This is a genomic window from Aeromonas sp. QDB30 (genome assembly GCF_027707645.1).
GTDB lineage: Bacteria > Pseudomonadota > Gammaproteobacteria > Enterobacterales > Aeromonadaceae > Aeromonas > Aeromonas caviae.
In genome coordinates this window covers 55,350-76,640 of record NZ_JAPCIY010000002.1, presented here as the reverse complement: position 1 = coordinate 76,640, position 21,291 = coordinate 55,350, and the positions used below count along the sequence as shown (strand labels likewise).

General features: G+C 61.3%; 28 protein-coding genes. 12 read left to right on the top strand and 16 right to left on the bottom strand.

Features of this window, described 5'->3' with window-relative positions:
- The first annotated feature begins 174 nt into the window (after positions 1 to 174).
- Positions 175 to 1,185 carry a class II fructose-bisphosphatase gene (glpX, locus tag PG896_RS01100; RefSeq protein WP_039040467.1) on the top strand — a complete coding sequence of 337 codons (1,011 nt, stop codon included), beginning with the start codon at positions 175 to 177 and terminating at the stop codon, positions 1,183 to 1,185.
- A gap of 248 nt (positions 1,186 to 1,433) precedes the next feature.
- The gene (locus PG896_RS01095) at positions 1,434 to 1,685 is read left to right on the top strand and encodes a YkgJ family cysteine cluster protein (protein WP_010675884.1); all 252 of its coding nucleotides are present in this window, start codon (positions 1,434 to 1,436) and stop codon (positions 1,683 to 1,685) included.
- A gap of 163 nt (positions 1,686 to 1,848) precedes the next feature.
- Here the strand turns inward: PG896_RS01095 and murA are convergent, their stop codons facing one another.
- The 7 genes from murA to mlaF are packed head-to-tail and all read right to left on the bottom strand — an operon-like array spanning position 1,849 to position 6,370.
- Positions 1,849 to 3,105, bottom strand: coding sequence for a UDP-N-acetylglucosamine 1-carboxyvinyltransferase (murA, locus tag PG896_RS01090; protein ID WP_182955646.1), 1,257 nt, complete (start codon positions 3,103 to 3,105; stop codon positions 1,849 to 1,851).
- Positions 3,106 to 3,124: 19 nt separating this feature from the next.
- Positions 3,125 to 3,382, bottom strand: a complete 258-nt coding sequence (ibaG, locus tag PG896_RS01085; protein ID WP_182955630.1) for a BolA family iron metabolism protein IbaG — start codon at positions 3,380 to 3,382, stop codon at positions 3,125 to 3,127.
- On the bottom strand, positions 3,382 to 3,654 hold the full coding sequence (locus tag PG896_RS01080; RefSeq protein WP_182955627.1) for an STAS domain-containing protein: 273 nt from the start codon (positions 3,652 to 3,654) through the stop codon (positions 3,382 to 3,384). Before PG896_RS01080 ends, ibaG begins: the two co-directional genes overlap by 1 nt.
- The gene (mlaC, locus tag PG896_RS01075) at positions 3,651 to 4,283 is read right to left on the bottom strand and encodes a phospholipid-binding protein MlaC (RefSeq protein WP_039040470.1); all 633 of its coding nucleotides are present in this window, start codon (positions 4,281 to 4,283) and stop codon (positions 3,651 to 3,653) included. Before mlaC ends, PG896_RS01080 begins: the two co-directional genes overlap by 4 nt.
- 2 nt (positions 4,284 to 4,285) lie before the next feature.
- Positions 4,286 to 4,783: an outer membrane lipid asymmetry maintenance protein MlaD gene (mlaD, locus tag PG896_RS01070; protein ID WP_010675879.1), complete on the bottom strand. Its 498-nt coding sequence runs from the start codon at positions 4,781 to 4,783 to the stop codon at positions 4,286 to 4,288.
- A gap of 7 nt (positions 4,784 to 4,790) precedes the next feature.
- On the bottom strand, positions 4,791 to 5,570 hold the full coding sequence (gene mlaE, locus PG896_RS01065; protein WP_010675878.1) for a lipid asymmetry maintenance ABC transporter permease subunit MlaE: 780 nt from the start codon (positions 5,568 to 5,570) through the stop codon (positions 4,791 to 4,793).
- A complete protein-coding gene (mlaF, locus tag PG896_RS01060) occupies positions 5,570 to 6,370 on the bottom strand; it encodes a phospholipid ABC transporter ATP-binding protein MlaF (RefSeq protein WP_039040471.1) in 801 nt (266 codons plus the stop codon). Before mlaF ends, mlaE begins: the two co-directional genes overlap by 1 nt.
- A gap of 206 nt (positions 6,371 to 6,576) precedes the next feature.
- On the opposite strand from mlaF, the gene PG896_RS01055 reads away from it, so the two are divergent.
- From PG896_RS01055 to npr, 10 genes are all read left to right on the top strand, one after another.
- On the top strand, positions 6,577 to 7,572 hold the full coding sequence (locus PG896_RS01055) for a KpsF/GutQ family sugar-phosphate isomerase (protein ID WP_270835306.1): 996 nt from the start codon (positions 6,577 to 6,579) through the stop codon (positions 7,570 to 7,572).
- Positions 7,572 to 8,126, top strand: a complete 555-nt coding sequence (gene kdsC / locus PG896_RS01050) for a 3-deoxy-manno-octulosonate-8-phosphatase KdsC (protein WP_049637178.1) — start codon at positions 7,572 to 7,574, stop codon at positions 8,124 to 8,126. The genes PG896_RS01055 and kdsC overlap by 1 nt, the downstream gene beginning before the upstream one ends.
- Positions 8,123 to 8,683, top strand: coding sequence for an LPS export ABC transporter periplasmic protein LptC (gene lptC / locus PG896_RS01045; protein ID WP_039040473.1), 561 nt, complete (start codon positions 8,123 to 8,125; stop codon positions 8,681 to 8,683). The genes kdsC and lptC overlap by 4 nt, the downstream gene beginning before the upstream one ends.
- Positions 8,670 to 9,188: a lipopolysaccharide transport periplasmic protein LptA gene (gene lptA, locus PG896_RS01040; protein ID WP_010675873.1), complete on the top strand. Its 519-nt coding sequence runs from the start codon at positions 8,670 to 8,672 to the stop codon at positions 9,186 to 9,188. The genes lptC and lptA overlap by 14 nt, the downstream gene beginning before the upstream one ends.
- A gap of 12 nt (positions 9,189 to 9,200) precedes the next feature.
- Positions 9,201 to 9,926 (top strand): LPS export ABC transporter ATP-binding protein, encoded by a 726-nt coding sequence (gene lptB / locus PG896_RS01035; protein WP_010675872.1) that lies wholly within the window; start codon positions 9,201 to 9,203, stop codon positions 9,924 to 9,926.
- A gap of 65 nt (positions 9,927 to 9,991) precedes the next feature.
- A complete protein-coding gene (locus tag PG896_RS01030) occupies positions 9,992 to 11,431 on the top strand; it encodes an RNA polymerase factor sigma-54 (protein WP_113978266.1) in 1,440 nt (479 codons plus the stop codon).
- Between the two features lie 20 nt (positions 11,432 to 11,451).
- Positions 11,452 to 11,739 (top strand): ribosome hibernation promoting factor, encoded by a 288-nt coding sequence (hpf, locus tag PG896_RS01025; RefSeq protein WP_005305957.1) that lies wholly within the window; start codon positions 11,452 to 11,454, stop codon positions 11,737 to 11,739.
- Positions 11,740 to 11,741: 2 nt separating this feature from the next.
- Positions 11,742 to 12,188: a PTS IIA-like nitrogen regulatory protein PtsN gene (gene ptsN / locus PG896_RS01020; protein WP_103858763.1), complete on the top strand. Its 447-nt coding sequence runs from the start codon at positions 11,742 to 11,744 to the stop codon at positions 12,186 to 12,188.
- 40 nt (positions 12,189 to 12,228) lie between these two features.
- On the top strand, positions 12,229 to 13,095 hold the full coding sequence (gene rapZ / locus PG896_RS01015; RefSeq protein WP_010675869.1) for an RNase adapter RapZ: 867 nt from the start codon (positions 12,229 to 12,231) through the stop codon (positions 13,093 to 13,095).
- Between the two features lie 20 nt (positions 13,096 to 13,115).
- Positions 13,116 to 13,388 (top strand): PTS phosphocarrier protein NPr, encoded by a 273-nt coding sequence (npr, locus tag PG896_RS01010; protein WP_010675868.1) that lies wholly within the window; start codon positions 13,116 to 13,118, stop codon positions 13,386 to 13,388.
- 15 nt (positions 13,389 to 13,403) lie between these two features.
- Here the strand turns inward: npr and PG896_RS01005 are convergent, their stop codons facing one another.
- From PG896_RS01005 to PG896_RS00965, 9 genes are all read right to left on the bottom strand, one after another.
- Complete coding sequence (locus PG896_RS01005; RefSeq protein ID WP_103858762.1) at positions 13,404 to 15,308, bottom strand: BglG family transcription antiterminator; 1,905 nt, start codon at positions 15,306 to 15,308, stop codon at positions 13,404 to 13,406.
- Positions 15,309 to 15,411: 103 nt separating this feature from the next.
- The gene (gene dagF, locus PG896_RS01000) at positions 15,412 to 16,152 is read right to left on the bottom strand and encodes a 2-dehydro-3-deoxy-phosphogluconate aldolase (protein WP_041211846.1); all 741 of its coding nucleotides are present in this window, start codon (positions 16,150 to 16,152) and stop codon (positions 15,412 to 15,414) included.
- Complete coding sequence (locus PG896_RS00995) at positions 16,152 to 17,267, bottom strand: DgaE family pyridoxal phosphate-dependent ammonia lyase (RefSeq protein WP_270835305.1); 1,116 nt, start codon at positions 17,265 to 17,267, stop codon at positions 16,152 to 16,154. The genes dagF and PG896_RS00995 overlap by 1 nt, the downstream gene beginning before the upstream one ends.
- A complete protein-coding gene (locus PG896_RS00990) occupies positions 17,251 to 18,390 on the bottom strand; it encodes an amidohydrolase/deacetylase family metallohydrolase (RefSeq protein WP_270835304.1) in 1,140 nt (379 codons plus the stop codon). Before PG896_RS00990 ends, PG896_RS00995 begins: the two co-directional genes overlap by 17 nt.
- 142 nt (positions 18,391 to 18,532) lie before the next feature.
- A complete protein-coding gene (locus PG896_RS00985) occupies positions 18,533 to 19,183 on the bottom strand; it encodes a DUF4310 family protein (protein ID WP_039040480.1) in 651 nt (216 codons plus the stop codon).
- 11 nt (positions 19,184 to 19,194) lie between these two features.
- On the bottom strand, positions 19,195 to 19,971 hold the full coding sequence (locus PG896_RS00980) for a DUF4311 domain-containing protein (RefSeq protein WP_049637183.1): 777 nt from the start codon (positions 19,969 to 19,971) through the stop codon (positions 19,195 to 19,197).
- Between the two features lie 25 nt (positions 19,972 to 19,996).
- Entirely contained in the window at positions 19,997 to 20,293 is a 297-nt protein-coding gene (locus PG896_RS00975; RefSeq protein WP_041211841.1) for a DUF4312 family protein, read from the bottom strand.
- On the bottom strand, positions 20,293 to 20,658 hold the full coding sequence (locus PG896_RS00970; RefSeq protein ID WP_049637185.1) for an SFCGS family glycine-rich protein: 366 nt from the start codon (positions 20,656 to 20,658) through the stop codon (positions 20,293 to 20,295). The genes PG896_RS00975 and PG896_RS00970 overlap by 1 nt, the downstream gene beginning before the upstream one ends.
- Positions 20,659 to 21,021: a transcriptional regulator gene (locus PG896_RS00965; RefSeq protein ID WP_043154577.1), complete on the bottom strand. Its 363-nt coding sequence runs from the start codon at positions 21,019 to 21,021 to the stop codon at positions 20,659 to 20,661.
- Positions 21,022 to 21,291 lie beyond the last annotated feature (270 nt).

Here is a 21,291-nt window from a genome sequence, read left to right as displayed (position 1 = left end):
ATGCTAGAAGTGACAGATGACAGTCGGGTGACCGTGCAATGAACAAACCGTGTCGGTTCCATGTCAGCGGGATGAAAACCGGGATTTATGTGGCTGGTCGCCACTTTTACGCGCAAAGGTTTGCCCTTGTGGTAGAATGCCGCCCGTTTTCGAGCTCCTAAGGTTGGATATGCGATGAGACGTGAACTGGCAATCGAATTTTCCCGAGTGACGGAAGCGGCTGCACTGGCTGGCTACAAGTGGCTCGGACGTGGTGACAAGAATATCGCCGATGGCGCGGCCGTGGCGGCCATGCGTCACATCCTCAATCAGATCCAGATCGATGGCGAGATTGTGATCGGCGAAGGGGAGATCGACGAAGCCCCCATGCTCTACATCGGCGAGAAGGTGGGCACGGGTCAGGGCGACGCCGTGGACATCGCGGTCGACCCCATCGAGGGGACCCGCATGACCGCCATGGGTCAGGCCAATGCCCTGGCCGTGCTGGCGGTGGGCGACAAGGGTTCTTTCCTGAAAGCGCCTGATATGTACATGGAAAAGCTGATCGTGGGCCCCAAGGCGAGAGGCGCCATCGATCTCGATCAGGCCCTGGAGCTGAACCTCAAGGCCGTGGCCAAGGCGCTCGGCAAGCCCCTCTCCCGTCTGACCGTCATCACCCTGGCCAAGCCGCGTCATGACAAGGCGATCAAGGAGATGCAGGGCCTGGGGGTGCGGGTGTTCGCCATTCCCGACGGTGACGTGGCCGCCTCCATCCTCACCTGTCTGCCGGACAGCGAAGTGGACATGCTCTACGGCATCGGTGGCGCACCGGAAGGGGTGATCTCGGCGGCGGTGATCCGCGCCCTGGACGGTGACATGCAGGCTCGCCTGATCCCCCGCCACCAGGTCAAGGGTGACAGCCCCGAGGTTCGCGCCCTGGGTGAACAGGAGATCGCGCGCTGCGAGGAGCTGGGCATCGACGTGAGCAAGGTGCTCAAGCTCGAAGATCTGGCCAAGAATGACAACGTCATCTTCTCGGCCACCGGCATCACCAAGGGTGATCTGCTGGAAGGGATCACCAGCGACGGCGTCATGGCGACCACCGAGACCCTGCTGATCCGCGGCAAATCGCGCACCATCCGTCGTATCAAGTCGATCCACTTCCTGGATCGCAAGGACAGCGTGGTACGCGACATTATCCTGTAAGCCGGAGGATGGCGGTGGCGGCAAGTCACGTACTCTCATGCCGTCGCATCAAGTCGATCCACTTCCTGGATCGCAAGGACAGCGTGGTGCGCGACATCATCCTGTGATGTGCTGACTTCCGCAGCAAAAAGCCCGGCACTGCCGGGCTTTTTGCGCTCTGCAGGGCGCCAGGGTGCCCGGGCAGGGATAAGGCTTAGGAGAAACCGGACTCCTTGCTACACTGCGGTGCCCCACAGAGGAAAAATCACATGGAATGTCGTCAGGGATGCGGTGCCTGCTGCATCGCCCCCAGCATCAGCAGTGCCATTCCCGGCATGCCGGATGGCAAGCCCGCCGGTGTGCCCTGTGTGCAGCTCGATGCGCACCTGGGGTGCAAGATCTTCGGCCAGCCGGAGCGCCCGGCGGTGTGCGGCGGCTTTCGCCCCATGGCGGACGTGTGCGGCTCCCATCGCCAGGAGGCCATCTGGCTTATCGGCGAGCTGGAGCGGCTGACCGCCTGAGCCCTTGACCCTCTCCCTTGGGGAAAGGGTGTCTGCTTGTCCTCCTCATCCCCGCCCCTTCTCCCGCAAGGGGAGAAGGGGCTGCCGCCATTCGGAGTCATGAAAAAGGCCCCCTCGCCTGGCGAGGGGGCCTTTTTTATCGTCGGCTCATGGTGAAGCCAGCTTATTCCTTGATGCGCTCGATGCGACCACCCAGGCCTTGCAGCTTGTGCTCGATGTCTTCGTAGCCACGGTCGATGTGATAGATGCGATCGACGATGGTGGCCCCTTCGGCCACGAAGCCGGCCAGCACCAGGCTGGCGGAGGCGCGCAGATCGGTCGCCATCACCTGGGCACCCTTGAGCTGCTGGGTGTCGCGGCAGATGGCCACATTGCCCTGCAGTTCGATGTCGGCACCCATCCGTACCAGCTCGGGCACGTGCATGAAGCGGTTCTCGAAGATGGTCTCGGTGACCATGCCGGTGCCCTGGGCGACCGCGTTCAGCACGGTGAACTGGGCCTGCATGTCGGTCGGGAACGCCGGGTAGGGGGCGGTCTTGATGGTGACAGGTTTCAGGGTGCGACCTGTCATGTCGAGGGTGATCCAGTCGTTACCCTTTTCAATCAGGGCGCCAGCCTCTTCCAGTTTGACCAGTACGGCTTCCAGCAGGCTGGGGTCGGTGTTGCGGCAGGTGATCTTGCCACCGGTCACGGCGGCGCCCACCAGGAAGGTGCCGGTCTCGATGCGATCGGGCTGCACGCTGTAGCTGCCACCGTGCAGACGTTCTACGCCGTCGATGGTCAGGGTATCGGTGCCGGCGCCCTGGATCTTGGCGCCCAGCGCGTTGAGGAAGTTGGCCAGATCGACCACCTCCGGCTCACGGGCGGCGTTTTCGATCACGGTGCGACCGTCAGCCAGGGTGGCGGCCATCATCAGGTTCTCGGTACCGGTCACGGAAACCATGTCCATCAGGATGTGGGCACCTTTCAGGCGGCCGTCGACGCGGGCTTTGATGTAGCCCTCTTCGATGACGATCTTCGCGCCCATCAGCTCCAGGCCGTGGACATGCAGGTTGACCGGGCGGGCACCGATGGCACAGCCGCCGGGCAGGGAGACGTCTGCTGCACCGAAGCGGGCTGCCAGCGGGCCCAGGGCCAGGATGGAAGCACGCATGGTCTTCACCAGCTCGTAGGGGGCGACATGATTGTTTACCGCACCGGTCAGCACGGTCACGTTGCCGTTGACCTTGGTGGTGGCGCCCAGCATCTCCAGCAGCTTGAGGGTGGTACCCACGTCTTTCAGGCGCGGTACGTTGGAGAGTTGAACCTCTTCGTCACACAGCAGGGTGGCAAACAGGATGGGCAGGGCGGCATTCTTGGCGCCAGAGATGGTCACTTCACCGGAGAGGGTGCAGGGGCCGGTGATCTTGAATTTGTCCATGGTTTACTTCTTTACCAAATCAGGAGGGCAGCAGGAATTTACGCTCGCGTTTCCACTCGGCGTCGGTATAGGCCTTGATGGAGAGAGCGTGGATCTCGTTGGTGGCGATCTTGTCCATCAGCGGGGCATAGATGGCCTGTTGTTTCTTGACCCGGCTCATGCCGTCAAACATGTCGCCGACGGCGATCACCTGGTAGTGACTGCCGTCCCCTTTGACATGGACTTCGGACAATGGCAAAGCCTCGAGGAGTATCGCTTCAATTTCAGAGACTTGCATTATGAGTCCTCAGTTGTGAGCGGGGTTGAATGAAAGAGGCTGGCCACCCCGTAGAGGTTGGCCAGTGTATGGAAATCGTTGGAGGCACCCACCAGTGTCGGAGTGGCACCCCGTGCCAGTGCCGCCTTGGCCCACTTGACCAGCAGGGCAAGGCCGGCGGAATCCAGGGTAGTGACGGCACCGAGTTCGAGCCGGTCGTCCTGCCACCAGTCGGCGCGGCGTTGCCACAGATCGTTGACCTGCGGGGCCAGCAAGTCACCGCTCAGGATCATGACTTGATCACCAGCGGCTTGGCGTTGTGTTCACGCAGCTGGGCGATCACCGCATCGATGCCGTTCTGGCGAATGAGGCCGCCCAGCTCGTTCTGCTTGGCAGAGAGCAGGCTGATCCCTTCGGCAACCATGTCGAAGGCTTTCCACTCGCCGGTCTTGTTGTTCTTGCGCAGCTTGAACTCGAGGAAGATGTCCGGCTTGCCGGCCTCTTTCACGCTGACGTTGACGGCGGTGATGTTGCTCTCGGCGGCTTTGCCGGGCTGGACCTTGACGGTCTGCTTGTCAAAGTGTGCCAGGGCGTCGGCGTAGGAGCTCACCATGTACTCGGTGAAGACGTCCACAAAGGCGTCACGCTGGGCAGGGGTTGTCTGTTTGATCTGGTTGCCGAGCACCTTGTAGGCGGCGAAGCGGTTGTCCACGTAGGGCAGCAGCTCCTCGCGGATGATAACGCGCAGGTGATCTGGGTTGCTCTTTACCTGGGCCTGATCGGCTTTCAGGCGGGCAAAGGTCTGCTGGGCGGCCTGATCCACGAGGGCATAGGGGTCCGAAGTGTTGACATCCGCACGGGCGACGAGGGAGAACAGCATGCTGGTCATCAGACCCAGCATCAGGGCGATCTTCTTGAACATGGTTACTCCTTGGTTGCGGGTGTGTTGGCCGGAGAGGACTGGCTGTAGAGGAACTTGCCAATCAGATCTTCCAGCACGATGGCGGACTTGGTGTCTTCGATCATGTCGCCATCCTTGAGCATGCTGGTGCCCATCTCCTCATCGCTGAACCCCGGTGCCAGACCGATGTACTGCTCACCGAGCAGGCCAGAGGTCAGGATGGAGAGGGTGCTGGTCTCGGAGAACTCGCCGGCACTCTTCTGCATCTGCAGGGAAACGATGGGGACCTGGCTCTTGGGATCCAGGGTGATGTCGCTGACACGACCGACGACGACGCCGCCGACCTTGACCGGCGAGCGTACTTTCAGGCCGCCGATATTATCGAAATGGGCGCGCAGGGTATAGGTTTCTCCTTCCGGTTTGAAACTCAATCCCGCCACTTGCAGTGCCAATGCCAGAATGGCCGCGATGCCAGCCAGCATGAAGGCGCCAACCAGAAATTCTACTTTGCTGAACTTCATCTTTCCCTTATCCAAACATGACTGCGGTGAGTATAAAATCCAGACCGAGCACGGCCAGGGATGAGTGAACCACGGTACGGGTCGTCGCCTGACTGATCCCGGCCGAGGTCGGTTTGGCATCATAGCCGTTGAAGAGCGCTATCCAGGTCACCACCAGGGCGAAGATCAGGCTCTTGATAGCGCCTTGCATGATGTCGTCCTGCCAGTCGACGGAGGCCTGCATGGCGGACCAGAAACTGCCTTCGTCCACCCCCAGCCAGTCGACACCAACCAGCTTGCCGCCAAAGATGCCGATCAGGCTGAACATGAAGGCCAGCAGCGGCATGCTGATGACCCCGGCCCAGAAGCGGGGCGCCACGACCCGACGCAGCGGATCGACCGCCATCATCTCCAGGCTGGAGAGCTGCTCGGTGGCCTTCATCAGGCCGATCTCGGCGGTGAGGGCGGAGCCCGCACGACCGGCGAACAGCAGGGCGGTGACGACCGGGCCCAGCTCACGGAGCAGGGAGAGGGAAACCAGAGGCCCCAGGCTCTGCTCTGCGCCGAAATCCTTCAATACGTTGTAACCCTGCAGGGAGAGCACCATGCCGATGAAGAGGCCGGACACCAGTATGATGGCGACGGATTGCACTCCCACCACATACAGTTGCTGCACCAGCAGCGGGAAGTGCTTGCGTGGCTGGGGTCGTCCTGCCAGTGCATGAAACAGCATGATGGTTGCCCGGCCGACGGCGTTGATGAAACGCACACCGCTGCGGCCCAGCTTGCTTATCTGACTTGTCAACATCACAGATCCTGTAGCAGGTCGCCTGCCGGAAAATGAAACGGAACAGGACCGTCGGGCAATCCCTTGAGGAACTGCTCGACTTCGGGATTGTGCTCCTCGCGCAGCTGCTCCGGTGTGCCGTGTGCCACTACCTTGCGGTTGGCGATGATGTAGGCGTAGTCGGCGATGCTCAGCACCTCCTTCACGTCGTGGGTGACGATGACGGAGGTGATGCCGAGGGCATCGTTGAGCTCCTTGATGAGCTTCACCAGCACCGCCATGGTGATGGGGTCCTGCCCCACGAAGGGCTCGTCATACATGATGAGATCCGGATCCAGCGCGATGGATCTCGCCAGGGCCGCGCGACGCGCCATGCCACCGGAGAGCTCTGACGGCATCAGCTTGGCCGCCCCGCGCAGACCGACAGCCTGCAGTTTCATCATGACGATGGTGCGGATCAGCTCTTCCGGCAGGCCGGAGTGCTCCCGCAGCGGGAAGGCCACGTTGTCGAAGACGGTCATGCCGGTGAACAATGCGCCACTCTGGAACAGCATGCTCATCCGTTTCCGCACTTCATACAGGCGCGAACGGGAGAGAGTGGGAATGTCTTCCCCGTCAAACAGGATATGACCGGACTCAGGCTTGAGCTGGCCCCCGATCAGGCGCAGCAAGGTGGTCTTGCCGATCCCGCTCGGACCCATGACGGCGGTGACCTTGCCACGGGGAATGGTCAGGTTGATCCTGTCGTACAGCAGCCGATCCCCGTGACTGAAGGTCAGGTCGGAGATGGTGATCAGGTCATCGTTCAAACAATTGTCCATCCGGTATAAATGAAGAGCGAATTTTATGGGCTAGTCTAGGTCTAAGCAACAGCGAGGAACAACTATTGAGCGGGTTTCCCCCCCAAGTACGCGACAGTTTTATGTAACAACCTGCGTCAATGACCGCCCATTCCGCATCCGATTCGCTTATCTCGGCAGACTTTTTTATAATCCCGCAGCAAATTTCGGCCCGGAGCTGTGCCTTTATGTCTGTAAAGCCTGAAAAAGTGTCTGAATTGTTCGATTTCCGTCGCAGCGCCCGAGCGGTGCTGGACATAGAAAAACAAGCCATTGATGGACTCTACCAGTACCTTGACGAGGCGTTCGAGCGCGCCTGCGAGATGGTGCTGCGCTGTGGCGGCAAGATAGTGGTGACCGGCATGGGCAAGTCGGGTCATATCGGCAACAAGATTGCCGCGACCCTGGCCAGCACGGGAACGCCCGCCTTCTTCCTGCACCCGGGCGAGGCGAGCCACGGGGATCTCGGCATGATCTCAGCCGGGGATCTCATCATCGCCATTTCCAACTCCGGCGAGAGCGACGAGATCCTGGCCCTGCTGCCGGTGCTCAAGCGCCGCGGCATTCCACTCATCTGCATGACTGGCAATTCGGCTTCCACCATGGCGAAAGAGGCCAACGTGCACCTGTGCATCAAGGTGGAGAAAGAGGCCTGCCCCCTCGGTCTGGCCCCGACATCCAGCACTACCGCCACCCTGGTGATGGGGGACGCGCTGGCCGTGGCCCTACTGGAGGCCCGTGGCTTCACCGCCGATGACTTTGCGCTGTCGCATCCGGGCGGGTCCCTCGGCAAGCGGTTGCTGTTGCGAGTGGGCGATCTGATGCACAGCGGCGAGCTGTTGCCCAAGGTGGGGATAGATGCCACCATCAGCCAGGCGCTGCTGGAAGTGAGCCGCAAGGGGCTCGGCATGACGGCGGTGGTGGACGATCAAGGGCTGCTTGCCGGTCTGTTCACCGATGGTGACCTGCGCCGCATTCTGGACCTGCAGGTGGACATCCATCACACCCCCATCAGCCGTGTCATGACGGTGAACTGTGTTACCGTAGGGCCTGAGATGATGGCGGCCGAGGCCGTCAAGCTGATGGAAACCAGGAAAATCAACGGGTTGTTGGTTGTGGATGGAGAGAGACACCCGCTGGGTGCCTTCAACATGCATGACCTGCTGAAAGCCGGAGTAATTTGATGCAAGACGTACCGACCCTCTATGGTCTGGTGACGCGCAGCCAGTACGAGAAGGCGGCGCAGATCCGCCTGCTGGTGTGCGATGTGGATGGGGTGCTCTCCAACGGCTTCATCTATATGGGCAATAACGGCGAAGAGCTGAAGACTTTCTGCACCCGTGATGGTGCCGGCATGCGTGCCCTGCTCAATGCGGGCATCGAGATTGCCATCATCACGGGGCGAAACTCCCGCATCGTCAGCGATCGCATGAGGAGTCTGGGAGTCCAGCACCTGGTGCAGGGTGCAGACAAAAAGCTGCCCCACTTCGAGGCCTTGCTGACCAAGCTCGGGCTGGATGGATCGCAAGCCGCCTATATGGGAGATGACACCATCGATCTGCCGGTGATGCAGGCTTGCGGCCTGGGTATCGCCGTTGCCGACGCCCATCCGCTTGTGCTGGCGAAGGCGGATCTGGTGACGCGGCTTGGCGGTGGCGTCGGGGCCGTGCGCGAGGTGTGCGACCTGATCTTGCAGGCCCAGGGATTGGCTGACTATCAACCCGAGGCGTCGCGATGAACAAACAGACTGTGCTGTTCGGCCTGCTGTTTCTGGCTGCGCTGGCGGCCTGGCAGCTGGGGGAGATCGAGCTGGTCCCCGAGCCGACCACCAAGACGGAAAATTTTCAACCGGACTTCACCGCCAGAGAGTTGGTGACGACCCGCTTCAACGAGCAGGGCAAGCGCACCGAGCGGCTGGAATCCGAATATGCGGAGTACTACCAGGTGCTCGAGCAGGCCACTTTCACCAAGCCGGTGGTCTACATGTTCGATGACAAGGGCGCGGCCGAATGGAAGCTGACGGCCGAAACCGGGGTGCTCAACACCGATGACAATGTGATCCTCCGTGACAAGGTGCATCTGGACGGTCTGCTGCCCGCCTCCTTCATCTCCACGCTGGATACCTCCTATCTGGAGCTGGATCTGGTGACGCAGGGGATGAGAAGCAACCAGCACATCAGCATTGTGGGCCAGGAGTTCCAGACCGAGGGCGTTGGCCTCAAGGGTCACCTGGAACGTAAATATTTCGAGTTACTGGATAAAGGCCATGCCACTTATTTCAATGAAAAACGTTAATCTGGCCCTCACGGCCCTGTTGCTGTGCGGTTCCCTGAATGCCAAAGAGTCCGACTTTGCCGAGAAGGTCTATGTGGATGCGGTCAAGCAGGTGGCGGAGATGCAGGACAACCGCATTACCTTCAGCGAGGATGTCATCATCACCCAGGGCACCATCAAGATTAAGGCTGACAAGGTGGTGGTGATCCGCTCCGGCGACAAGGGCGCCGAGGTCATGACCGCGTATGGCAACCCAGCCACCTTCTTCCAGGTGCTGGACAACGGCAAACCGGTTAATGCCCATGGCAACAGCATCCGCTACGAGCTTAAGAACCGGCTGGTGACCATCACCGGCAATGGCCAGCTCAAGCAGGAAGACAGCCAGGTGACCGGCGATCTCATTCGCTACGACATCGTCAAGCAGAAGATGATTGCCGAGAGCAAGGGGCCCACCCAGCGCGTCAAGACGGTGTTCCTGCCGGATCAGGTGGAGAACTTTGACAAACCCGCCGATCAGAAGAAGTAGGAAACAACAGCCATGGCAGTGTTAAAAGCAACGGGTCTGCAAAAGAGCTACAAGCGCCGCATGGTGGTCAGCGATGTGAGCCTGGAGGTGGGAACGGGCCAGATCGTGGGCCTGCTCGGCCCGAACGGTGCGGGCAAGACGACCTCCTTCTACATGATCGTGGGCCTGGTGCAGCGAGATGCCGGCCTCATCACCATCGACGAGCAGGACATCAGCCTGCAGCCCATGCATATCCGTGCCCGCAATGGCATCGGCTATCTGCCTCAGGAGGCCTCCATCTTCCGGCGCCTGTCGGTGTTCGACAACTTGATGGGGGTCATGCAGACCCGCAAGGGGTTGAGCCGCGAAGAGCGGGAGGATAAGGTCGAACAGTTGCTGGAAGAGTTCAATATCACCCATATCCGCGACAGCCTGGGCCAGAGCCTCTCGGGTGGGGAGCGGCGCCGGGTGGAAATCGCCCGGGCGCTGGCGGCAGAACCGAGATTTATTCTGCTCGATGAGCCTTTCGCAGGTGTTGATCCTATTTCAGTCATCGATATCAAAAAGATCATCCAGCATCTGAAAGAGCGCGGGTTGGGTGTGCTGATTACGGACCACAACGTCAGAGAGACGCTGGATGTGTGCGAGAAGGCCTACATCGTCAGCCACGGCAAGATGATTGCCGAGGGCGCGCCGGCCGATATCCTCGCCGATGAGCAGGTCAAGCGCGTCTATTTGGGCGATCAATTCAGTCTATAGTAAGGGGGCACCCCTCATTTTTGTTAGGTGACTGCCTCGCTGAACATAAGGATATCCCGACGTAGATGAAGCCGACATTACAGTTGCGTCTCGGTCAGTCCCTGACCATGACGCCACAATTACAACAAGCGATTCGTCTGCTCCAGCTCTCCACCCTGGAACTCCAGCAGGAAATTCAGCAAGCGCTCGACAACAACCCTTTGCTGGAGCAAGAGGAGAACGAGGCGCAGGAAACCAGTCAGGCAGAGACACAGGACGCCAGTCAACTCGACTCCAGCGATGCCATGGCCCAGGAGAGCATGCCGGATGAACTGCCGGTGGACACCACCTGGGACGAGGTCTACTCGGCCGGTACAGCTCAGAGTGCAGGCCCCATCCATGACGGGGAAGACAGCGTCTATCAGGGGGAGACCACCGAGAACCTGCAGGACTACCTGCTGTGGCAGATGCGGCTCACCCCGTTCAGTGATGTGGATGCTGCCATCGCGCTTGCCATCATCGATGCCATCGACGAATCCGGGTATCTGACTGCCACCCTCGAGGATATTCAGGCTGCAGTCAGCAGCGAGGAGGTAGAAGTCGAACTGGATGAGATCGAAGCCGTGCTCAAGCGGGTGCAGCATTTCGATCCGGTCGGCATCGCCGCCCGTTCGGTGCAAGAGTGTCTGCTGATCCAGCTCGGCCAGTATTCGCCGGACCTGCCCTGGCTCGAGGAAGCCAGAGAGGTGATCCGCGAACACATGGACCTGCTCGGCAATCGCGACTACCGCACCCTGGCTCGCAAGACCCGCCTCAAGGAGAGCGATCTCAAGGAGGTGCTGGATCTCATCCAGCAACTGGAGCCCAGACCCGGCAACGGCATCATCCAGAGTGAATCCCAGTACGTGATCCCGGATGTGTCCGTGGTCAAGAAGGGCAGCAAGTGGGTGGTTGAACTCAATCCGGATTCTGCTCCGCGCATCCGTGTCAACGAGGCCTATGCGGCCATGGCGCGCAATGCCCGCAGCAGCACGGATACCCAGTTCATCCGTTCTCATTTGCAGGAGGCCAAGTGGTTCATCAAGAGCCTGGAGAGTCGTAACGACACCCTGCTCAAGGTGGCCAGCTGCATCGTCGAGCAGCAGCAGGGCTTTTTCGAGTACGGCGAAGAGGCCATGAAACCCATGGTACTCAACGACATCGCGGAAGCGGTGGAGATGCATGAGTCGACCATTTCACGGGTCACGACCCAGAAGTACATGCATACGCCCCGCGGCATTTTTGAACTGAAGTTTTTTTTCTCCAGTCACGTCAATACGGAGGGAGGAGGAGAGTGCTCATCGACCGCTATTCGCGCCCTGATCAAGAAGCTGGTGACGGCGGAAAACCCCGCCAAGCCGCTTAGTGATAGCAAGATCGCGGATTTGCTGGCCGAACAGGGTATTATGGTGGCGAGACGCACGATCGCAAAGTACCGTGAATCCTTGTTGATCCCGCCATCCAATCAGCGCAAACGCCTGGTTTAGGCAAACAAAAGGAAGACGTTATGCAAATTAACCTGACCGGACACCATGTCGAGATTACCGAAGCTCTGCGTGATTATGTGAACAACAAATTTGCCAAACTCGAGCGTCACTTTGACCATATCAACAACGTACACGTGGTGTTGAGCGTCGAAAAACTGAACCAGATCGCCGAAGCCAAGCTGCATGTCAGCGGGGGAGAGGTGTTCGCCAATTCGCAGCATGCCGACATGTATGCGGCGATTGATACCCTGCTGGATAAACTGGATCGGCAGATCATCAAGCACAAAGATAAGTTAAATCAAAAATAACTATGCAACTTGAACACATACTGAGTCGGGACTGCACCAAGAGTGCGGTCCCTTGTACCAGCAAGAAACGCGCGCTCGAGATCATCAGTGAACTGGCCGCAGAGCGCCTCGGCGCTTCCCGCCAGGTCCTGTTTGAAAGCCTGCTGGCGCGAGAAAAGATGGGCAGTACCGGGATCGGAGCCGGTATCGCCATCCCCCACGGCCGGATTGACGACGCCTTCGCGCCGACCGCCGTGTTGATGACCTTCTCCGAGCCCATCCCTTTCGATTCTATCGACAATCAACCGGTTGACCTGCTCTTTGCATTGCTGGTGCCGGAAAGCGAGTGCAAGCAGCACCTCAAGACTCTTTCCCTGATGGCATCCAAACTGGCTGACAAGGCCGTCTGCCGCCAGTTGCGCCAGGCGACCAGCGACGAAGAACTCTATCAGATCATGACGTCGGCCTGAGGCCGGGTCTGACACAGCCACGTTGGCGTGAGGGGACAAGATGCAGTTAATAGTAGTAAGCGGTCGTTCGGGCTCCGGCAAGACGGTGGCCCTGAGGGTGCTCGAGGATCTCGGGTACTACTGCGTGGACAACCTGCCGGTCAACCTGCTGCCCCAGTTGATCGTGTCGGTGGAGAGCCAGTATGACAAGCTGGCGGTCAGCATCGATGTGCGCAACCTGCCTGCCCAGGCAGACAGGCTGGAGAACCTGCTGAGCCAGGTGCGCAACGAGGGGCGAGTCAAGTTTTCGAGCTTCTTCTTCGATGCGGACAACGCGACCCTGCTCAAACGCTACGGTGAGAGCCGCCGTCTGCACCCTCTGTCCCGCAACAAGCTTTCGCTGGACGAGGCGATCCGGGAAGAGACCCACCTGCTGGCACCACTCTCCTCGACCGCCGACCTGCGCATCGACACCACCAACCTCAGCATCCACGATCTCAGCGAGCTCATCAAAACCCGGGTGCTCGGCAAGAAAGAGAACGAGCTGGTGCTGGTGTTCGAGTCGTTCGGTTTCAAGTACGGCATTCCCAAGGATGCGGACTTCGTGTTCGACGCCCGTTTCCTGCCCAACCCGCACTGGATCCCGGAGCTCAAGCCCTTCACCGGCAAGGATGAGCCCGTGGCCAACTACCTCTCCAGCCAGCCGGATGTCATGCTGTTCATCCAGCAGATCGAGAATATGCTGGGGACCTGGTTGCCCCACCTGGAGCGCAACAATCGCAGCTATGTGACCGTCGGGATTGGCTGTACCGGCGGACAACACCGCTCGGTGTTCATCGCCGAGCGGCTGGCCAGCGCATTCCGGTTGCTTGGCAAGAACGTGCAGATCCGCCATCGCACGTTGGACAAGCGTTCAAACCCCGCCTGACAGATCCACAGGATGCTCAGATGACCGTTTCCGCCTCGGTAGAAGTCAAAAACAAGTTAGGCATTCACGCCCGACCGGCCATGATGCTGTTCGAGCTGGTGCAGGGGTTCGATGCCCACGTGCTGCTGCGCAACGAAGAGGGAGTCGAGGCCGACGCGGACAGCGTGATCGGCCTGCTGATGTTGGACTCCGCCCAGGGCAAACAGGTGGAGGTGCAGGTGGAGGGCCCCGAAGAGGTGGAGGCCCTGGCCGCCGTGGTGGCGCTGTTCACCTCGGGCTTCAATGAGGAGTAATACGCCTCGGCGTGCTCAAGGTGCGCTGCGAGCCAGCGCCTTGAAAGCGGCAAAATCCCGACAAGCCAGCAGACTTCTGCTGGCTTTTTCGTTCATCAGTGCCAGAAACAGATCATAAAGTCCCATGGCTTCCTCATAATCCGCCTTGGCGATGGCCAGCACGAAGATGAGGGTAGCGCTCTCGCCGTTTCCCCAATCGATCCCCTGGGGGGCCAGCACGGTATAGACCAGGGTGCGGCGCGCCAGCAGGCCGAGGGAGTGGGGCAGAGCGATGCCGTCCCCCAGCAGGGTGGAGACGATCCGCTCCCGCTCCTGCAAGGATCCCCGGAATCCGCTCTGCACCAGATCCTCCGCCTCAAGCTGGCTGCAGATGCGATCAAACAGCATCCCCTGGCTGATGGGTTCATCAAGCACCATGAAGTGGTCGGCATCGAAATACTTGTCGAGCAGATAGGGACGGGTGCGATCGACGAGCACCAGCTTGCCGAGCTGCTCCAGCTGGTATTGGGTCGGGAAGGGGGAGACCTGTACCACGGGAGCATTCTTCTCGCTCACCTTGAGGGTGCTGATGACGAAATCCTGCTCGACTCGCACCAGTCCCTCATAGTCCCGCACCGACTCCAGCGTGGTCAGCTGCAGTTGGGGGTATTCCCGCCGGATGCGTGCTTCCAGCACCCGGAAGGTGGCGTTGCCCGCATCGCACAGCAGCAGCGCCTGGGGGCGCCGGGTGTAACCGATGTCGTAGTGGCGCTCCAGGCCGACTCCGATGTGGATCACCAGGTAGCCGATCTCGTGATGGGTCAACCGGTAGGGGGTCTGCCTGATCCACTCAGAGATGGCCGCCAGGGTGATGTCGTAGGCGAGGGGGTAATACTGCTTGATGTGGTCCGCCAGGGGATTGTGGCTACCAATCTGGTATTTGACCCGCAGCAGCATGGCGCCGATGTGGGTCTGCAGGTCGGCTCGCAATTGCGGGTCGCCGCGCAGGTCATAGGGGTAGTGCTGGTGGATGTAACCCAGCAGGTGCGCCGTCAGCTGCTCGCTCTCGGCCGCCATGGCCGGGCTGAGCAGGGGCGTCTCTGCAGTGAGGCGAGCCTGGATCTGGATGGCGAGACAGGCGATCTCTTCCTGCCCCGGTGAAGTCAGGGTCGGCAGCTCGGCATAGATGTCGCGGGCCACCACTGCCAGGGGCGGGGTGATGTCGTCGCTGGCAAACTGGCGCAACTCGTGACCAGACGCCTGGCGAAGCAGGGCGACGGCACAGTAGACGGTGACTTGCTGCAGGCTCTCGTCGGCCAGGCGCAGCTGATGGCGACCGAGTTGCTCGTGAATGTGGTTGCCCACTACCTCCAGCGTCTTGCTGGGGCAGAGGGTGGGCAACAGGCTCTGGAGCGGATGCTGGTGCAGCAGCTCCTGGCAGAGCAGTTGGGTGAGGCAGGCGCGGATCGCCATCTCGCTTCCCGCAATGCGCATCCCCACCCTGGGTTTGCTGTCGATGGTGAGCCCGAAGTGGGCGAGCCGCTCCCGCACCTCCGTCATGTCCCCTTGTAAAGCCGCCCGGCTTAGATACCAAGTGTCCGCCAGCTCGTCGAGTTTGATCCCCTGTTCCGCCGTCAGCAGCAAGACCTGGAGGTGCAGCACCCGCTCGCGGCTGGTGCGAGGCAGGGGGCTCTCCTGCCCCTGGGCGGCCAGCAGCGCATCGAACAGTCCCTGATTGTAGATCTTGAGCTGGTAACCGCTGCCCCGCTGATGGATCAGGTGGGCGCCCCGGGTGGCAATGAGCTCGTTCAGGGTCGCCACGTCGGTACGCACCGTGCGGGTGGAAACATTGAGACGGCGGGCCAGCTCCTCCTGTGGCAGAGGCTCGGCGTGAAGCAGGGCGAGCAGTTGCTGGAGTCTGGGGTGGGGCAGCTTGGTCATGAGGGGGTGAGGACTCCTGTCGCGCATGGTGGGTCGATGTTAACAAGGGGGTCATTAACAAGCCAGGCACCGCCCAGTGATCGGACCGGTGCCTGTGGGGTTGCTATGCCAGCAGTGCCTTCACCATGGCGAGGAGGGTACGCACATCCTCCGGCCGGGTCTGGCTGCTCTCGCTGTCGATGATGGAGCTGTAGACATGGGGGATCACCTTCTCGACTCCTGCCTCCAGCGCGATCCGCACTATCTCCTCGAAGTTCTCAAGATCGATGCCGCCGGTGGGCTCCAGCCAGAAGCCGTGTCGGGCACAGGCCTCGGCCACTGCCTGATACTCGGCGCGGCAGGCGAGTCCCCCCATGGGGAAGAATTTGACCGAGCTGCCGCCCATGTCCTTGAGCAGGGCAATGGCGGTATCGATGGGGACGATGCCGTCAGCCTGCTGCGCGCTGAGGGGGCCGGTGGAGATCTTCACCATCCCCGGCGTGCCGGTGGGGGAGACAAGGCCATTGATGAGGGTGTCAGCTTGACCGAGCAGCGCCCGGCTGGCCCCGACCCCGGTGAACACCTGATTGACATGCTGAGGCTGCAACTGGCGGGCCAGCTCGGCCACCATGGCGGACTGGCGCGGATCACCTGCTCCCAGCCCGATGGAGAGGGCGTTGTCGATAAGTTTGGCGTAGGCCTGCATGTCGGCGACGGCAGAGGGGATGTCCGGGTAGTTCTTGGAGAGCACACCGACCAGGACGTGGCCCTCGGCGGCCTCATAAATGTCGACGGCATTCTCTTTGGAACCTGCCAGCACGTTGAGGCAGACCCGATCGCGGTAGTAATTGGGGGTAAGAGACATCAGTTGTTCTCCTGAACGAGGTGGGCAATGGCGGAGTGGATCTGGTCGAGCTGGGGCAGGGTGACGCTGCGCACATCTATCTCGATGTGCCCCTCGTTGGCCTTGTAGCCGCGGCAGTAGATGGCGGGGGTACCCTGTTGCAGACGGGAGACCACCTGGACCGTGGTCATGCCGAGGCGCTCATGGTCGAAGGCGATGTCGGTGCGGGCGATGTCGCGCCCCGCGCTGTCCCACACCACCTTGGCGGTGACGCCGGGCAGCTGGTTGAGGCGCTCGATGAAGGGGGTCATCTTGGCGACCATGGCGGTGCCGCTCTCCTTCTCTTTGGCCAGGTAGCGCTCGATGGCGTGGGTCAGGCCGAGGATCCCCTCCTTGCCCACCTTCATGGCACGGCCGATGCCGCCCGCCTGCTGCTTGACCCACTCAACATACTGACGCCTGCCGAGCACCAGGCCGCTGGTGGGCCCTTCGATGGCCTTGGCGCCGCTGTAGATGACCAGATCTGCACCCTGGTTGTAGTAGAGACGCAGATCCTCTTCGGCCGCTGCATCGACGATGAGCGGGATCCCGTGGGCCTTGGCCACCTCGGCCGCCTCGGCCACCGACAGAATGCTCTTCTGCACGCAGTGGTGGGACTTGATGTAGAGGATGGCGGCGGTATTGGCATGGATGGCGGCGGCCAGCTGAGCGGGTGAGCACTCGTTGGCGTAGCCTGCCTCCACCACCCTGCCGCCCCCCAGGTTGACCATGGTGCCGACGGGGGCACCAAAGTTCACGTTGTGGCCCTTGGGCAGCACGATGTCGCTCGGCACGTCGTGGGCATGAGCATGCAACTGCTCGAGGCGATAGGGGTCGCCGCGCACGATCACGGCGGCCACCGACTGGGCGATGCCGGCGCTGGCGCAGGAGACCACTACCACATCTTCAACACCCAGCAGTTCGGCCAGGTAGGTGCCGGTCTTGTTGACCAGATCCTTCACCTCGAAGTAGTGGCCGAGGCCGAAGTTGACCGCATCGACCACCTCCTGCTCGGGGGTGGAGACGCCGAGGATGGTCATGCGCCCGGAGGCGTTGATCACCGGTTTGAGCCGGTATTTCTCATACACAGAAGGCATGGTGTGATTTCCCGTAGTGAGTCAGAACCAGTTCGCCGCCCACCAGGGCGGCGAGAGGGAGCAGTTGCCGGTCACCGTTGCGGGTGCCGGCCTCGGTATCGGTAAAGAGAGTGGGGCCGCAGCTCACCTCGAACAGGGTGATGTCTGCATCGGCGCCCACCTCGAGTCGCCCCTTGCCGAGCAGGCGCAGGGCATCGGCGGCCTGGTGAGTGACGCAGGCGAGCACCTGCTCCAGGGTCATGCCGATGGCGAAGAACTTCGACATCACGTGGGCCAGACTGTAGACGGGCCCCTTGATGCGGTTCTTGCAGTAGATGTCTGAACTGATGGTGTGGGGCAGGATCCCCTGAGCAATGGCCAGCTCCGCCACTTCGAAGCTGAAGCTGGCGCCGCCGTGGCCGATGTCGAGCAAGAGCCCCCGCCGCATCGCCTCACGCACCGCCTGGCGCAGTTCGCCGGCCGGGGTCAGGATGCGGTTGGGCTTGCCGTTGAAGCAGTGGGTCAGCAGATCGCCCTCCCCCAGCAGGGCGACGATCTCGTCCAGATCCGGCGGCGTGTTGCCCACGTGCACCATCAGCGGCAAGTTGCCATTGGCCTGCTGGATCTGCTTGGCCATGCGCAGGGGTTGCAGACCGCTTTCACCCACCACGCTGCCGCTCATGCGCGCCTTGATGCCGACGATGAAGCCGGGATGGCGCCGGATGGCCGCTTGGGCGAGGACGGGATCGATGTCTGCCGGATCCGCCAGCTCGTTCTGACGCAGCAGACCGATGCGGGAGATGTTGAGCAGGGCATGCACCCGGGTCTTGCAGGTGGCGGCGAGACGCTGGAAGTCGTCCACATCGTCGGCTCCGGTGCTGCCGGCGTCGATGACGGTGGTGACGCCGGATTCCACGCCCACCTTGTCCGGCTCATCGTGATAGATGGGAGAGGCGGGGTAGCAGTGGGTGTGGCCGTCGATCCAGCCGGCGCTCACATGGACCTGCCCGCCCAGAGTGAGGGTTTGCTTCGCCTCCGTGCTCCCTGGCAGCGAACCCAGCGCCGCTATCTTGCCATGCTTGATGGCGACGTCGACAAGCTGCCCGTTTCCCAGGCGTCCCGCCCTGATGATCATGTCGTACATGCTGATATCCCTCTTGGAACCTGCTTGTGCTCTTACTGCGAGGCTGCTTCCAAGGCTCATGTGTTGCTCTTCACCTTGCTGACGACCTCTCGCGACAGAGCGCAAACAGGTTCTTGAATGCCGCCGAAGAGACGGCCTTGGATTAAGCCAGGGCGATGGGGAAGACGGTCCCGAACAGCATGGCCCCCAGAATGGCGCCGCCCGTGATGGGCTTCTCCCAGATGTAGAACAGCAGGGCACCCAGCAGGGAGCCTATCCCGATGGGAATGGAGGCGCCCATGGCGGAGAGGATGATGAGGGGACCGAGGAAGCGGCCGGAGCTGTTGCCAGCCCCCATCATGACGTCCGCCCCGTAGGTGGAGTTGCTCTGGTTGATGGTGAACTTGCGCGCCAGGATGATCACGTAGCCGATGGCCATCCCAATCCCCATGCCGGTGATCAGGGAAGCGGTGAAATTTTCCACCGGATAGACAATGCCGGCCCCCAGCAGCAGGGCGGGCACCCCTAGGCCGACTCCGGTCTGGATGGCGCCGCCGATGTCGAGGATCCCCACCAGGGAGCCCTCGATGATGCGGGCGAACAGGAAGCTGGCACCGAAGGCGGCGACTGCACCATAGGCCCCCGTGTCCATACCGGCCTTGAGCATGGCAACGAAGGCCACCTCGTTGAAGGCGCCGACCCCGTAGAGGTAGAACATGTGGGTACCGGCGAAGACGCCGGAAGAGAGCAGACCGACAAAGATGGGGAAGGACCAGTCGGCATACCAGAAGTTGTTTCTCAGTTTCTCATCCATGGTGTGCTTCCTTATTTGCCGCTCATGAGGTTGTGGACGTTTTCCAGCCACAGGGGAACGCCCAGGTGGAAGGATTCAATGAGTTTCATGTCAAAGCCGCGGAAGAAGCCGCTCAGCACGAACAGCAGGACGATGGCACTCATCATCACCTTGGTGACGTGGTTCCAGCCGCTCTCTTCCACCCCCTTGCCGATCAGGATGCCAAGCACCAGGCCCGGTACCGCGTTGCCCATGATGAGCTGGGCCAGACCGCCGAAGATGGTGGCCCAGAAGCCGGACTTCTTGCCTGCCTCGATGGCGGCCAGCCAGAAGATCACCGGCATGACGGTGTTGACCAGCAGGTTGGCGGCGGGCACCAGCACCTTGACCGCGGTCACCTGCAGGGCGGCAGGTACGGCGGCGGCCGTGCTGTTGAGGAAGGCGACCACGATGGCACCAATGATGCCGCAGGCGATGGCCATCTTTTTGGGATCATGGAGGGTGGTGGCGAGATCCCGGTTCTTGATCATCAGGGTCGCTGCACCCCAGTTCGGCAGGATGCGGTGATCCACGTCCTGGGTGAAGGCGCCGGCCGCGACCGTGGAGGCCCAGGCGTTGAAGAAGAAGCCCAGACCGAACGAGAAGTGGGAGGCGGGGTCCCCTTCGCAGGAGTTGAGCTCGCCCAGGGTACGGAACGCGCCCATCCCCTGTACGGTCGGGGCGTGGAACATCCGCGCCGCGCCAGCCCCCACCCCGACGCCTACCAGGCCGCCGATGATGAGTGACTTCATCAAAATGATTAGAAACATCCAACTTGTCCTTTTGGTTGTGGGGTCAGGCCCGGGTGAAATCCACCTTGTCGACATCCAGGCTGGTGACCTTGACGGTGATCGCCAGCCGGACCCGGAACTCGTGGCGCTGGCGTGGCAGGAAGAAGAACAGGAACTTCTCCACCCGTACCGACTCCTCGGCCTCGAGCACCTCGACCTCGAGGGGTTCGATGCGCAGCATCACCTTGGGGCTCTCCTTGAGCAGGCTGGGTTGCACCTGGCTGAGGGCTGCAGCGAACGCCTGCTGGCGAGTCGCCCCCTTGCCGTTGACCGTGATCCGGGTGGTGAAGTGTTCTTTCATCAGGTGCGCCCGTGTTTCTTGGCGAAGGCTTCGATCAGCTTCTGGCCCAGCTCTTCCTTGTCCATGAAGCCGAAGCCCAGTACCACGCACCCCTCGTTGATGGCGGTGACACCCTCCTCGATGGATCGCATGCCGTAGCGGCACTTGTAGCCGTACTTGGTCTGGGCCGTGATGGCGCCCGCGCCACCGCTGCCGCAGAAGGAGATGCCAAGGTCGGCCTGCTCCTTGTTCATCACATCACCGAGCTTCATGTCGGCGGCCATGCCGGGGATGACGGTCACGGTGGCGCCGGCGGCTTCTGCGCCTGCCCCCACTTTCTGACCCTTGCCGAGACGATCTCCAATCACGAGTTTGATGGCAGTCATTTAGCTTTCTCCTTTTACTGAGCTGAGTTCGTTTTCTTTGGCCACTTCAAAATGGACGGACAAGAGGTGCGCCTCCTCGTAGGCGAGGCGGTCGAGCCAGGCGACGACCTGCTCTGCCAGGCGCAGGGAAAGGGGGGAGATCTCCTCGAACAGGTTGAGGTCGACCTCCGGCAGGGATTCCCCGCTGTAGGAGCGCCACACCATGGCCTTGACGTGGGAGGCCAGCATCTGCTGCTGCACGTCGTTGGGGCGTATGCCCTGATCCGCCAGCAGGTTGTGAATGCGGGCCAGGGTCAGGTCGGTCTTGCGCAGCAGTGCCGGGCTGTCCGGGGTCAGGGGGGCGTCATGGGTGTCGGTATTCAAGGTCTGCTCTCCAGGCTGGCAGAAAGGATGGGATCACCATAAAGCGGAGGAGAGTGCGGGAGGAGGCAGGTTTTTTCCGATTCGAAGTGGAAATTTGGAGGGAAAGGCATCAAAAGAAGCCCTTTTGGCGATCAAGGAGAGGAAAGGAGCGGACTGGCTGCAAGGGAGTGTGATCGGTGGCGGGTTTTGACGGCGTCTTCGCCCGATTGCCCATTGGCGCAATGTGTGAGCTGTCTCACGCACAGGTGGGAGCCGGAGGAAAGCGGGCAC

Coding starts and splice junctions, on each gene's coding strand:
- PG896_RS01005 (WP_103858762.1), bottom strand. CDS start 15,308: ATGACCAAGCTGCCCCACCCCAGACTCCAGCAACTGCTCGCCCTGCTT.
- kdsC (WP_049637178.1), top strand. CDS start 7,572: ATGCAAGACGTACCGACCCTCTATGGTCTGGTGACGCGCAGCCAGTAC.
- PG896_RS00970 (WP_049637185.1), bottom strand. CDS start 20,658: ATGACTGCCATCAAACTCGTGATTGGAGATCGTCTCGGCAAGGGTCAG.
- lptC (WP_039040473.1), top strand. CDS start 8,123: ATGAACAAACAGACTGTGCTGTTCGGCCTGCTGTTTCTGGCTGCGCTG.
- npr (WP_010675868.1), top strand. CDS start 13,116: ATGACCGTTTCCGCCTCGGTAGAAGTCAAAAACAAGTTAGGCATTCAC.
- dagF (WP_041211846.1), bottom strand. CDS start 16,152: ATGTCTCTTACCCCCAATTACTACCGCGATCGGGTCTGCCTCAACGTG.
- murA (WP_182955646.1), bottom strand. CDS start 3,105: ATGGACAAATTCAAGATCACCGGCCCCTGCACCCTCTCCGGTGAAGTG.
- PG896_RS00975 (WP_041211841.1), bottom strand. CDS start 20,293: ATGAAAGAACACTTCACCACCCGGATCACGGTCAACGGCAAGGGGGCG.
- PG896_RS00990 (WP_270835304.1), bottom strand. CDS start 18,390: ATGTACGACATGATCATCAGGGCGGGACGCCTGGGAAACGGGCAGCTT.
- PG896_RS00985 (WP_039040480.1), bottom strand. CDS start 19,183: ATGGATGAGAAACTGAGAAACAACTTCTGGTATGCCGACTGGTCCTTC.
- ibaG (WP_182955630.1), bottom strand. CDS start 3,382: ATGCAAGTCTCTGAAATTGAAGCGATACTCCTCGAGGCTTTGCCATTG.
- mlaD (WP_010675879.1), bottom strand. CDS start 4,783: ATGAAGTTCAGCAAAGTAGAATTTCTGGTTGGCGCCTTCATGCTGGCT.
- mlaF (WP_039040471.1), bottom strand. CDS start 6,370: ATGGACAATTGTTTGAACGATGACCTGATCACCATCTCCGACCTGACC.
- lptA (WP_010675873.1), top strand. CDS start 8,670: ATGAAAAACGTTAATCTGGCCCTCACGGCCCTGTTGCTGTGCGGTTCC.
- ptsN (WP_103858763.1), top strand. CDS start 11,742: ATGCAACTTGAACACATACTGAGTCGGGACTGCACCAAGAGTGCGGTC.
- lptB (WP_010675872.1), top strand. CDS start 9,201: ATGGCAGTGTTAAAAGCAACGGGTCTGCAAAAGAGCTACAAGCGCCGC.
- PG896_RS01095 (WP_010675884.1), top strand. CDS start 1,434: ATGGAATGTCGTCAGGGATGCGGTGCCTGCTGCATCGCCCCCAGCATC.
- rapZ (WP_010675869.1), top strand. CDS start 12,229: ATGCAGTTAATAGTAGTAAGCGGTCGTTCGGGCTCCGGCAAGACGGTG.
- PG896_RS00995 (WP_270835305.1), bottom strand. CDS start 17,267: ATGCCTTCTGTGTATGAGAAATACCGGCTCAAACCGGTGATCAACGCC.
- PG896_RS00980 (WP_049637183.1), bottom strand. CDS start 19,971: ATGTTTCTAATCATTTTGATGAAGTCACTCATCATCGGCGGCCTGGTA.
- glpX (WP_039040467.1), top strand. CDS start 175: ATGAGACGTGAACTGGCAATCGAATTTTCCCGAGTGACGGAAGCGGCT.
- PG896_RS01055 (WP_270835306.1), top strand. CDS start 6,577: ATGTCTGTAAAGCCTGAAAAAGTGTCTGAATTGTTCGATTTCCGTCGC.
- hpf (WP_005305957.1), top strand. CDS start 11,452: ATGCAAATTAACCTGACCGGACACCATGTCGAGATTACCGAAGCTCTG.
- mlaC (WP_039040470.1), bottom strand. CDS start 4,283: ATGTTCAAGAAGATCGCCCTGATGCTGGGTCTGATGACCAGCATGCTG.
- PG896_RS01030 (WP_113978266.1), top strand. CDS start 9,992: ATGAAGCCGACATTACAGTTGCGTCTCGGTCAGTCCCTGACCATGACG.
- mlaE (WP_010675878.1), bottom strand. CDS start 5,570: ATGTTGACAAGTCAGATAAGCAAGCTGGGCCGCAGCGGTGTGCGTTTC.
- PG896_RS01080 (WP_182955627.1), bottom strand. CDS start 3,654: ATGATCCTGAGCGGTGACTTGCTGGCCCCGCAGGTCAACGATCTGTGG.